General features: G+C 49.1%; 11 protein-coding genes. 9 read left to right on the top strand and 2 right to left on the bottom strand.

The features are described 5' to 3' along the window. Window positions 1-134: 134 nt before the first annotated feature. From SOI44_RS10435 to SOI44_RS10035, 8 genes are all read left to right on the top strand, one after another. Window positions 135-446 (top strand): helix-turn-helix transcriptional regulator, encoded by a 312-nt coding sequence (locus SOI44_RS10435; protein WP_442914590.1) that lies wholly within the window; start codon window positions 135-137, stop codon window positions 444-446. Between the two features lie 131 nt (window positions 447-577). Continuing rightward, window positions 578-1,957: an MFS transporter gene (locus tag SOI44_RS10005; RefSeq protein WP_331349071.1), complete on the top strand. Its 1,380-nt coding sequence runs from the start codon at window positions 578-580 to the stop codon at window positions 1,955-1,957. Between the two features lies 1 nt (window position 1,958). Continuing rightward, window positions 1,959-3,464, top strand: a complete 1,506-nt coding sequence (locus SOI44_RS10010; RefSeq protein WP_331349072.1) for a serine hydrolase domain-containing protein — start codon at window positions 1,959-1,961, stop codon at window positions 3,462-3,464. 253 nt (window positions 3,465-3,717) lie between these two features. Beyond that, window positions 3,718-4,020: a hypothetical protein gene (locus tag SOI44_RS10015; RefSeq protein ID WP_331349073.1), complete on the top strand. Its 303-nt coding sequence runs from the start codon at window positions 3,718-3,720 to the stop codon at window positions 4,018-4,020. Beyond that, window positions 4,020-4,286, top strand: a complete 267-nt coding sequence (locus SOI44_RS10020) for a helix-turn-helix domain-containing protein (RefSeq protein WP_331349074.1) — start codon at window positions 4,020-4,022, stop codon at window positions 4,284-4,286. Before SOI44_RS10015 ends, SOI44_RS10020 begins: the two co-directional genes overlap by 1 nt. A 100-nt stretch (window positions 4,287-4,386) precedes the next feature. After that, window positions 4,387-5,472, top strand: coding sequence for a DUF917 domain-containing protein (locus tag SOI44_RS10025; RefSeq protein WP_331349075.1), 1,086 nt, complete (start codon window positions 4,387-4,389; stop codon window positions 5,470-5,472). After that, complete coding sequence (locus SOI44_RS10030; RefSeq protein WP_331349076.1) at window positions 5,469-7,028, top strand: hydantoinase/oxoprolinase family protein; 1,560 nt, start codon at window positions 5,469-5,471, stop codon at window positions 7,026-7,028. Before SOI44_RS10025 ends, SOI44_RS10030 begins: the two co-directional genes overlap by 4 nt. Before the next feature lie 86 nt (window positions 7,029-7,114). Next, the gene (locus SOI44_RS10035) at window positions 7,115-8,719 is read left to right on the top strand and encodes a gamma-glutamyltransferase family protein (protein WP_331349077.1); all 1,605 of its coding nucleotides are present in this window, start codon (window positions 7,115-7,117) and stop codon (window positions 8,717-8,719) included. Window positions 8,720-8,773: 54 nt separating this feature from the next. Here the strand turns inward: SOI44_RS10035 and SOI44_RS10040 are convergent, their stop codons facing one another. After that, window positions 8,774-9,748 (bottom strand): aldo/keto reductase, encoded by a 975-nt coding sequence (locus SOI44_RS10040; protein WP_331349078.1) that lies wholly within the window; start codon window positions 9,746-9,748, stop codon window positions 8,774-8,776. Window positions 9,749-10,067: 319 nt separating this feature from the next. Between SOI44_RS10040 and SOI44_RS10045 the strand changes: the two genes are divergently transcribed. Then, window positions 10,068-10,994, top strand: coding sequence for a hypothetical protein (locus tag SOI44_RS10045; protein ID WP_331349079.1), 927 nt, complete (start codon window positions 10,068-10,070; stop codon window positions 10,992-10,994). 222 nt (window positions 10,995-11,216) lie between these two features. Here SOI44_RS10045 and SOI44_RS10050 read toward each other — a convergent pair whose 3' ends face one another. Next, window positions 11,217-12,278 (bottom strand): ATP-binding protein, encoded by a 1,062-nt coding sequence (locus SOI44_RS10050; protein ID WP_331349080.1) that lies wholly within the window; start codon window positions 12,276-12,278, stop codon window positions 11,217-11,219. Window positions 12,279-12,383: the final 105 nt, after the last annotated feature.

Raw genomic sequence — 12,383 nt, forward strand, 5'->3', positions numbered from 1 at the left:
TGAAAATTTTGTCAAGAGTTGACAGCGAAAAAGTGGGGGGATTATGAAATGAGGAGCACAGAGAAAAGAGCGTTGCCTGTACTCCTAAGAGTTTTCGACAACGCTCTCGAAAGCTGGAGGGGATCCTGGCTTACATTCATGACCATTACAGCGAGCCCCTGAACACCGCCCAGATGGCGCAGCAGTTTTTCTTCTCGAAAGAGTATTTCTGCCGCTTTTTCAAAAAGTATACGGGAGCCACTTTCTCCCAATACCTAGCCAAATACCGGGTTCTTCAGGCAGAGCAGCCGCTCGCTCAGACATCCAAAAAAATCTCGGAAATCGCTCTGGAAACCGGCTTTGCCGATGAAGGCAGCTTTATCCAATGTTTCCGAAAATACTATGGTTGTACCCCTAGAAGTTATCGAAAAGAAATTACCCAAAATCCATTTTTTCGGAAAGATTAGTCAATTTCTCCCTAAAGAGCAGTCAATTTCGCCATATTTTCTCAACTCTCCCCGTGGTATTTTAACGGTATAGCCGCAAGCGGAGTGCGCGCACCGCCTGCCCCATTTCTTTGACTTGGAGGATTGAAAAAATGACAGAAAAGAAACAAGATAAGCTCCCTGTGTCCCAATTGATCGGCTTTGCCCTCAACGGCTGCGGAGTCAGCTGCATTGCCGGCATTTTGGGCAGCTTCCTCACCCTCTATTTGACGGACAACCTGCTGCTTTCCATGGGCTTCATCACCGCCATGATGACCGCTGCCCGGATCATCAACGCCGTTACAGAAGGCCTGAGCGGCTTCCTCATTGACAGGACTCACACCAAGATTGGTAAGGCCCGCCCCTGGATCCTGGGCACCGCATTTTTTGTGGCCCTGCCCGTGTTCCTGATCTTCAACACCCCTACCAGCTTCAGCCCCACCGGGCGTATGATCTGGGTGTTTGTAAACTATCTGCTCCATGTAGCTGTGTTCGGCGCCGTTATGAGTGTCGCCACCGCAACCCTGCTCATCAAGATTACTTCCAACTCTGTGGAACGGACAAAGGTCACGAACTTGAGCGGCCTTTTGGGGCAGATCTCCAACTTGATCGTTAGTGCCTACGGTGTGCCGGTGCTTATGTATTTTGGCGGCTATGAAAAAGGCTACTTCGGTCTGAGCCTGATTTTCTGCTCCATTGGCTTTATTCTGCCCTTCCTCACCGGCCTTATCTGCCGGGAGACCCCTGAGGTGTGGGCCGAAGCCGCCCAGCAGCTCAGTGCGGCCCGGAAGCGCTCCTCCCTGCCCGTCAAAACTCAGCTGAAGTATGTCTTTGGCTGCAAATATGCCCTCCCGCTGTTTGGTATGTTCCTCACTTACAACTTTGCCGGGATGATTTTCGGCTCTATGGCCATCTACTTCCTGCGGGACGTACTGGGCAATGCCGGCTACATGACCCAGATCAGCTATGCGAAGCTGGTGCCTGGTATCCTCTGCTGCCTGTTTGGCATTGTACCCATTGCCAATGCCAAGCTGGGCAAGCGAAAGGTGCTTGTGCTGGGTTCCTTGTTCCAGGTGGTGGGCTACGCCTTGATGCTCGTCCCCAACTTGGCCTTCGTCTTGATTGGCAATGCGGTGTACGGCATTGGCAACGCTTTCTTTAGCGTGCTGCTGGGCACCGCTACCGCCGATGTGGCTGACTACATCAACTTAAAAAACAAAACCGACCTCTCCGGCCTTTCCACCAGCATCGCCCAATTCGGCATGCGGTTTGGGATGCTCCTGGGCAGCGTGGGCGTGGCGGCTGTGCTGGCCATTGGCGGCTACAGCGGCCAAGCGGCCAACGCAGGCCTGGCCCAGTCCTCCTTCACCCAGGTGATGGAGACTGTGGGCTACGCCGGAATCCCCCTGGTGTGCAGTATTTTGCTGGTGCTGTTCAGCAGCCGGATGGATGCCGACAAAGAGGTGGCCAAGATGAGAAAGGAAGTGCAATAACATGGCAGATCTATTCGACCGTTTCTACTTACCGGAGGACGTGGGCATTTCCTCTATCGACGTCGCGAACTTCCTGCTGGAGTGCGACAAGATCCACTACAAGCTGCGCACGCTCCACATCATCCGCCACGGGAAAGCCGTGGTGGAGGCCGCCCGCTATCCCTTCCGGGCCAGCGATAAGCGGCTGGTGTACTCGGTGAGCAAGACCTTCACCTCCACAGCCATTGGATTCGCCGTGCAGGAGGGTCTTGTGAATGTGAACGATCATCTGCTGGACTATTTCCCGGAATGTAAAGACCTGGACATGGACCCCCGGGCAAGGGAGATCACCCTGCGGGATGTGCTGACCATGAGTACCGGCCATGAACGAGACACCGCAGGGGATATGTGCAACAGCGAGGGCACCCCTTGGCCGGAAATCTTCTTCACCCGGAAAATGGCTTACGCGCCGGGGGAACATTTTGTGTACAACTCCGGCGGCACCTATATGCTCTCGGAGGTCATCAGCCGGGCAACGGGTAAGAGCCTGTTTCAGTGGTTGCGGGAGAAGCTCTTTGAACCCCTGGGGATCACCGACGTGAGCTGGGACGTCAACGGCAAAGTAAACACCGGTGCTTGGGGATTGCTTATCGCCCCCAGGGATCTGTGCAAGGTGGGAGTGCTCTACCTGAACAAGGGCCTATGGAATGGCCAGCGGCTCCTTTCGGAGGAGTGGATTGATGAGGCCACCGCTCCCCACGTCCCCACCCTGGGACAGGGCTGCGCCGGCTGGGGCCAGCGGTACGGCTATCAGATCTGGGAAAACAGCCCCGGAAGCTACCGGGCGGACGGCGCTTTTGGTCAGTATATTATGGTGTTTCCACAAAAGGACATGGTCATCGTCACCACAGCGGAAGAAATCGACGGCACCCGGGTCTTCCCTCTGGTGGAACAATATCTGCTTGCGAACTTGACAGATCCCCAAAAGGGCCGGGATGCTTGGGCTTATGAGCATTTGCAAAAGGTACTCTGCCAATGGGAAGCCCCTGCTGTGTATGAGCCAAGCTCCTCCTATTTGCAGGCCTTGCTGCAGGACAAGATATACCTCTTAAAATCAGTGGACAGCCAGGAGCAGCACCGGCTCCGGCTGCAGCTGGCAAACAGCCGGCTGGTCATTGTCGTGGACGGCATCCAGTCTCTGAAGAGCTCCTGCGTAACGGATCGGCACGGGGAGACGCCCTTTGCCATTGAGATCCCCAGCAACAGCCCTCTGCGGGGGCCGGAACAGCGCTCCCGGGCCTGGTCCTACTCTGCCCACCACACCTGGGTGGACCAGGATACCCTGCTGCTCACAGTCTGCTGGCGGGAAACAGGCCATTACCAGACTTGGAAGTTCCAATTCGATGGGGAGAAGCTCTTCTTGTGGATCACCGACGGGGTGAAAGGGATGTTCCAGCTCTTTGGCGCCACCAGCGACCGGAACGTGTGCTTCCGGGACAGGGCGTTCGTCGGAGAAACGCAAAAGTGATCTTGCTTCGAGCAGGCGGCGTGAAAAGCGCTGCCTGCTTTTTTGATAACTTCTCCACTTCTGCGGTTTTATGCTATAGCTTGCTGCTCACGATTTCTTTATCGCGGTGCCCGAAAAAGCAGTTGATTTTTTCACAAAAAAGCGTATACACAAAATTCGATTATAGCAAGGTGATTTTTGCGCCAGCAGTCTGCGGGAAAGATAGGAGAGAATAAGGGTATGCAAGAAAATCGAGTTGCGAAAAAAGGTCAGCATGGCCAAGGGGATAACTGCTAAGCTTGTTTCGGCAATTGTTATTAGTATTGTCCTGGCAGTGTCGGCGCTGCTTGTGGTAGTCTATTCCAGAGTGTCCGACGCACTCTTGACAAAAAGTGAAGAGCTGCTTCAAGCTACTACAGGTAAGACTATCCAAGAGACCAGCGCGTGGATGAACAGGACCCTTACAATGCTGGAAATACAGCGGGATACCATCGAATACGGAGATATGGACATCCCGGAGATGGAGACATACATCAAGCACACAGTGGACCAGAACGAAGCCTGTCCCGCCAGCTGATGCGCCAGGGCGAAGCTGCCATCCGCCAATGCACTTCCATTCTGGATGTCCTTTCACCTGTTCTCATTGAAACCCTGACAGTCTACTTCCTGGATGGCAGTTTTTCTACAACTGCTACCGGTGCTTTGATGCATGTCCATTCCAACACAATCAAATACCGCCTGCATCAGATCTCAGAGATTCTTGGCTATCCTGCCAATGAAGATCCCGGCAGCTTTCTTCTGTATCAGGCAGCTGCTGTCAAACGGCTTGTACAGAATGCCTGACTTTGTCTCAAAAGACAAAAACAGGCATTTTCTTTTTGCCTTTCTGCCATAGCCCTTCCCTCCTGTTTTCACTACCATTTCCAGCAAAGAGGTGAATCAAATGAGAAAGATCGGATTACAGGAAATTGATGATATTGCCCGCGGCGCCTCGCTGCTGGGTTCAGGCGGCGGTGGTGATCCATATATTGGCAGGCTGATAGCCATGCGTGCTGTCAAAGAATGCGGGCCTGCTGACCTCATTGAACCGGATGAGATTCCCGATGATGCATTGATTGTTCCCATTGCCATGATGGGAGCACCAACCGTCCTGATTGAAAAGGCAATCGGTGTCAACGAATTCCAGAAGCTGTTTGATATGGTCTCCCGCTTCTTTAACAAGAAGATCTATGCCTTCATGCCCATGGAGGCCGGGGGTCTGAACAGCATGATGCCGATTGCTGCTGCAGCAAGAATGCATCTGCCCTTTGTCGATGCAGATGGCATGGGCAGAGCCTTCCCGGAACTGCAGATGGTTACTTTCACCATCGGCGGTGTTTCGGCATCTCCAATGGCCATGGTTGATGAAAAAGGAAACAGTGTCATCTTTGAAACCATCACAAACAAATGGACTGAGGAACTGGCCCGCTCTGTCACCATGAGCTGCGGTGGTGCCGTGTCTTGTTCTTTGTATCCAATGGATGGCAGAACACTGAAGAAATATGGTGTCAAAGGCATCGTCACCAGAAGTGAAAAACTCGGTCAGGCCATCCGCAATGCCAAGGAAAGCGAACATCCCCAGGAAACCTTCCTGCAGGAATGCCATGCCATCCGCCTCTTCCAGGGCAAGATCACGGATGTCAGAAGAGAAAATAACGGCAAATTCAACCTCGGCCATGTCATGCTGGATGGGCAGGGAGAAGATACCGGCTCCAAAGGACAGGTTACCTTCATGAATGAGAATTATCTGTTTGCCAGAGATGGAAAGCTCCTTGCCACAACCCCGGATCTGATCACGATTGTCGACCGGGATACATTCACACCGATCGGCACCGATGCGGTACGTTACGGCAAACGTGTGCTGGTGGTCGGCCTGCCATGCTATCCGTTATGGAGAACAAAAGAAGGCATTGAACTGGTTGGGCCGCGTGTATTTGGCATTGATGAAGACTATATTCCGCTTGAACAGCGCGTAAAGGAGGCACAATGAAATACAGACTTGGCGTAGATGTCGGCGGTACCAATACTGATGCCGTCATCCTCGATGAAAACAGAAACGTACTGGCTTCCATCAAATATCCAACCAGTGAAGATGTAAGAAGCGGCATCACCGGTGCCATCCATAACGCTGTCAAAGCCAGCGGCATTGATCCTGCCAGGATCCATCAGGCCATGCTTGGCACCACCCAGTGCACCAATGCCATTGTCGAAAGAAAACACCTGACAAAGATCGGCATTCTGCGTATCGGTGCTCCGGCATCCCTTGGCATTCCACCCATGACCGACTGGCCTTCCGGCTTTGAAGACATGGTGGAAGAAGCCTGCATGATCAGGGGCGGCTATGAATACAATGGCAAAGAGATCGCTCCGTTTGACAGGAATGCGGCGGCAGCCTTCTTTACACGCATGAAAGCCGCCCACATCCAGTCCATTGCCATCAGCTGTGTCTTTGCGACGGTGCGTGATGACCATGAAAAAGAAGCAGAAAAACTCTGCCATGAAATCATGGGCGATGATGTCCATGTCACACTGTCCAGCCAGATCGGTTCCATGGGACTGATTGAAAGAGAGAATGCAGCCATCCTGAATGCGGCTCTGTATGATGTGGCAAAGCGTTTTACCCAGGGCTTCCTGGACAGTCTGCAGCAGGAAGGCATCACCAATGCCAAAGCATATCTGTCACAGAACGACGGCACGCTGATGGACATTGACCAGGCCAGAAAATATCCGATTCTGACGGTAGCCTGCGGACCAACAAACTCCATTCGCGGAGCCGGCTATCTCAGCAGCCTGACAAACGCTCTTGTACTGGATGTCGGCGGTACCACAACCGATGCCGGTGTCATCCAGAACGGTTTCCCAAGAGAATCCGGTATTGCCGTCACCATCGGCGGCATCCGTACCAACTTCCGTATGCCTGATGTCGTCTCCATTGGCTTAGGAGGTGGATCCATCGTCCGTACCAAAGACGATGGAACGGTCACAGTCGGACCAGACTCCGTTGGCTGGCAGATCACTACAAGAGCCATGGTTTTTGGCGGCAGCACAATGACAGCCACTGATATTGCCGTACGGCTTGGCATGGCCGATATCGGCAAAAAAGAACTAGTCAAGGATATCCCCGAAGATACCGCCAGAAAAGCCATGGCTGTCATCAAAGCAAAAGCGGAAGACGCCATCGATGACATGAAGATCTCTAGTGATCCTGTTGATGTCATCCTGGTCGGCGGCGGCTCCATCATCCTGCCGCAAACCCTCAATGGAGCTAGAAACGTCATCAAGCCCGAATGCTTCGGCTGTGCCAACGCCATCGGCGCAGCGATCTCCAAAGTTGCCGGCACATGTGAAAAACTGATGGACTATGATAAGACACCAAGAGAGCAGGCTATTGGCATTGTCAAGGAAGAAGCCAGAGAAAATGCCATCAAAGCAGGTGCTGATCCAGACACGGTTGAGATCGTGGAAGCAGAAGATGTACCACTGCAGTATTATCCCGGCAATACATGCCGTATCAAAGCAAAGGCTGCTGGAGATCTGACTGACTGAATAAAGACGGAAACAGGAAGAATCAGAAAACAGATTCCTCCTGTTTTTTGCGCTATCATGAAACAAGCGCAGAAAGGACATTTCTCATGAACTTTGATCCCATGTATCAGCCCTATGCTGGCAATCGTTTCTGCATTACCGCAAACCATGGCATGGTGGCCACCGGCAGTGCACCTGCGGCTGCTGCTGGTCTTTCCATTCTGCAGAAAGGCGGCAATGCCATTGACGCCGCAGTGGCCACAGCTGCTGCCCTGACAGTCTGTGAACCAACTGCCAACGGTTTAGGCGCTGATGCCTTTGCCATCATCTGTTACAACAATCAGCTCTATGGCCTTAATGCCTCTGGTTATTCACCCTATGATATTTCTCTTGATAAGATGTCATCTTATCAACAGATGCCAGTCCATGGCTGGGCACCCGTCATGGTACCGGGTGCTGTCAAAGGCTGGGGTGAGCTGGTCAAGCGGTTTGGAAAGCTCACCCTGAAAGAAGACCTTGCACCAGCCATTGACTATGCCGAAAACGGTTATGCGGCAGGCCCGATGCTGGCATACATGTGGAACAAAGCCGCCAGCCGTTTTCAGCAGCTTTTCAAAGGCAGACATGAATTTGATCCCTGGTTTGATACGTTCACCAAGAATAGCAAAGCACCGCAGTTCGGGGATCTTGTTATCCTCAAAGACCATGCAAAAACGCTGAGAATGATCGCTGAGACAAACACCGATGCCTTCTATCATGGTGAAATTGCGGATAAGATCGAAGCACAGAGTATCCGTGACGGAGGATATCTGAGAAAGAAGGATCTCGAAGATTATCAGGTTACATGGGTGGATCCGGTATCTGTCAATTACCATGTCTATGATGTATTTGAACTGCCGCCCAATGGCCAGGGTATCACAGCCCTGATGGCACTGAATATTCTGAACCAGTTTCACTTTGATCACAGGGATGTTAACAGTATTCACACCATGATTGAAGCCATGAAGATTGCCTTTGCGGATGGTCTGGATGCCATTACCGATCCACAGGAAATGAAGCAGGACTACAGGGAGTTCTTGAAAGAAGACTATGGCATTCATAATGCAAAGCGCATTGATCCTGACCATGCCAGTATCTATACAAAACAGACACCGGCAAAGAGTGGAACTGTGTATCTTGCCACAGCTGACAAAGATGGCAATATGGTCTCCTTCATTCAGTCCAATTACATGGGTTTTGGCTCCGGCATTGTCATTGAAGGCACGGGTATTGCCCTGCAGAATCGTGGTGCAGATTTCTCTCTCAATAAGAAGGATGCCAATGTTCTTTCCCCACATAAAAGGAGCTATCACACTATCATTCCGGGCTTCCTGTGCAAAGATGGAAAGCCATTGGGACCGTTTGGTGTCATGGGTGGATACATGCAGCCGCAGGGTCATGTGCAACTGCTGATGAACATGATTGACTTCCATCTCAATCCACAGATGGCGTTGGATGCTCCAAGATGGCAGTGGACAAGAGAGAATAAGATTCTGTTAGAACCAGAGTTTGATAATGCTACTGCCCAGGCATTGCTAAGAAAGGGGCATGATATTCAGATTGCCACAGAACGCACACCATTTGGCAGAGGACAGTGCATCCTGCGCAAGGGAAACGGTGTACTGATTGGTGCCACAGAATCACGCACCGATGGAAATATTGCCTGCTGGTAAATATGCAGTGAAAAAAGAAACTCTCTGTTACGGAAAGTTTCTTTTGTTTCTCAGTTATTTGTGCTGAATCAAACCTGTCAATGCATGCGGCTGGTACAGCTCTTCCAGATACTTTGCGTCTTCATCACTCAGATCAAAGTCAACGGCTCGCACTGCATCATCAAAGTGATTCATCTTGGTAGCACCCACAATCGGAGCGGCAACACCTCTCTTGTACAGCCAGCTCAAGGCAATCTCACTCATTGTGACATTGTATTTCTCTGCCATCTCTTCCACGCGGCCAATGATCTGCAGGTCATTATCCTTATAGGCATCATACTTTGCCCGGATGACCTTATCCGTCTGACTGCGCTTGGAATCAATCGTCCATCCAGGGTGTGCCAGATGGCCGCCGGCCAGTGGTGAATACGGGATCAGGGAAACACCATACTGCTTGCATACAGGAATCAGTTCGCGCTCATCCTCACGGTACAGCAGATTGTAATGATTCTGCATCGTGGAGAACAATGTCCAGCCATGCTTTTCAGCACAGATCTGCATGTTGTGGAACTGATAGCCATACATGGCCGAAGCACCAATGGCACGCACCTTTCCGGCTTTGACAAGATCATTTAAAGCTTCCATGGTTTCTTCGATCGGTGTGTCATAGTCAAACCGATGAATCTGATACAGATCTACATAGTCTGTGCCCAGGCGGGAAAGAGAGCCATCAATCTCACGCATGATTGCCTCACGGCTCAGATGTCCCTCGTTGAAGTACACCTTGGTGGCAATGACAACCTTGTCACGGGCAACACCCAGATCCTTCAGAGCTTTGCCGATATATTCCTCACTTGTACCATGAGAATACTGATTCGCTGTATCAATGAAATTGACACCCAGATCCAGAGCATGTGCAATCATTTCCTTTGTCTTGTCCTGATCCAGTGTCCAGAGATGAAAATCCTCAGACGGTTTGCCAAATGACATGCCACCAACTGCAATCCGGGATACCTTGATATCCGTATTGCCTAAATTCACGTATTTCATACTGCCCTCCTGTTCACATCATAGCATTATTAACATATAGTTTTTCCAGAAATCAGATGCATTGAATATTCTTCTTTTGCATAGCAGATTATTCAGATGCAGACGTTTCAGAGCAATCACATACTACATTTTCACAGTCATGACGAAATTACGATAATTATTAAGTGCAAAGCGCTTTTTATGACATTCAAGCATAGGTAAATCTGTCAAACAATTTCATCCCCCAGCACATGCTGCGTAGAAGATTCGTTGACTGTTCCCTTAGGTGCAGTGCTACACTGAAAGCTGATCAATCAAGTTTGATGGGGAGGAGATTATCATGGCATCACATGCCAGGAAAAAGATCATCTTGTCAATCATATGGGCAGCCATTGCCCTGCTTTCTGTCTTTGTCTTTGCAAAGTTCTTTTCATCCTACAAGATTCTGAAAGGAACCTATGATTACCTGGATACGAAAAAGAATCAGGTAATGGGAATCAATGCGGCTGTTACTGGTGCAGCCATGATTGCAGGAGCTCTGCCAAAGCAGATGGGCTCTGCGATAGTTGCTACGCTGACCAACCTGCAGAAACCCTGCCTTACAGTTCTTGCGGCTGTCTTTGCCGAGCGATATCTTGCCAGTATCTTTATTGATATATCACTCGTGTTTCTGATTCCGATTGCCTGTATATTTGGCATTATCTATCAATGGCTGAATGACGGCACCATCATGAAAAATCTGGCATTCAAACTTGCCACAATGGGTATCGTACTTTCGCTGACGATTCCAGCAAGTGTCTTTCTTTCAAAACACATTGAAAATGTAAGCAGCGCCAATGAGAAAATCGAAGAAGTTCAGAGGCTGGATCAGCTGGAAGAAGAAATCAACAATGAAACGCAGGAAAATAACGATACAGATGATCAGGCCGATGAAGAAACTGCAAATGATGAAAACATCTGGGACAAGATTGTGGATACCATCTCTGATACAGCAGATGAGGCAAAAGACCAGTTGGAAAAAGCAGCAAACACAGCCAAAGTCACAATTCAGAAAATCAAGAACTGGATTAACGGTGTTATCGAAGCTCTTGTCATCATGATTGTCACATCATGCTTCATTCCAATTATTGTCTTTGTGATCCTGTTCTGGCTATTAAAACTGCTGTTCCAGATCGATGTCCCTGCAGCCGCGAAAAAAATTACCACTGTCAGGAAAAAGAAGAAAATTCAGCCTATGCCTGTCTCCAAAGAAGATGACAACATATAAGAATTCCACAGTACACCACATACTACATTTTCAAAAGAACAATAAAATGCTGGAAAGTCTATGTTTATACTGACTTTCCAGCATTCATGCATATTCAAACTGTCAAATAATTACGAGTTCTGCATTCTCGTTTCTAAATGCTTCCGCAAGACTTTCCTTTGTCAGCTTTCTTCCCCACACAGCATGCTGCACAAAAATCTCGTTATGTCAGCTTCCTTCCGATTACAGATCCAGACTATTCTCATTTAATAAAAAATCATAAATTCCCATGAAGGTAATACCCTCTTCATTTCTGTAAACAGGAGTATTCCCACCAGTAATGACTATTTTGCGGAATGAATCCGGGATCTTCAGTAAGGATGCCAGTTCCTGTTCCATTTTTGCCTGATCCGGAATAGCAAATGTCGATTGGATATAGTATCTTTTGCTCATTTGATTGACAACAAAGTCCACTTCCAGCTGCCTGCGTATTTGCTTTCCGTTTTCCTCCGTTCTGGATTCCACAAGTCCTACATCTACACGGTATCCTCTGAAAATCAATTCGTTATAGATTGCATTTTCCATTAAATACGTCTCCTCAAATTGTCTGAAATTCAACAAAGCATTTCGTAAGCCAAGATCCGTATAGTAGTATTTTGCCGGCGTACTGATATATTTTTTCCCCTTGATGTCATATCGTTCAGCTTTCTGGATGAGAAAACTTTCTTGAAGGTAACTTAGATATTTGGATATCGTTGGCATAGAGATCCCCTTTATTCCCTTGCTGGTAAAAGTGTTCGATATCTTTTGCGCATTGCTGAGCGATCCAATCGCCGAAGCCAGAATCTTCATCAAAGTTTCCAGACTGCTTTCATCTTTGATATCGTAGCGTTCACATAGATCGCGAATATAGATTTCTCTGTTTAAGCGTTCAAGATAACGGCTTTTTGATGTCTCATCCGGTTCAGACAATATATGTGGAAGTCCGCCATAGAACAAATAATCTTTCCATGCATCAGATTTTTCCTTCTGACTGGCCGGATAATACTCGGCAAAGGATAGCGGAGCGATATGTATTTCATCCCCTCGTCCGCGAAATTCCATCATGATGTCAGAAGATAGAAATTTTGAGTTGCTGCCAGTGATATAAACATCCACATTCTTACGGCGAAGGAGTGAATTCAGAACCCCATATAGCCGGATCGGCTCATCTGGATTTTTCATTTCCTTTTTTGAAATAGCGTATTGAGCCTCATCGATAAAGACATAGTACTTTTGGTCTGAATCCGTAATCTGCCCTTTAATATAACGTTAACTTCATGGATTTTATAACTAACTGAGAAAATCACCTGATTCTCTGACAGATCTTTTTGATCTCGCGGGCATAGCTCTGTTCGCTGATGCCATACA

It is taken from the genome of Lactimicrobium sp., assembly GCF_036453465.1.
In the GTDB taxonomy this organism is placed as follows: domain Bacteria; phylum Bacillota_I; class Bacilli_A; order Erysipelotrichales; family Erysipelotrichaceae; genus Bulleidia.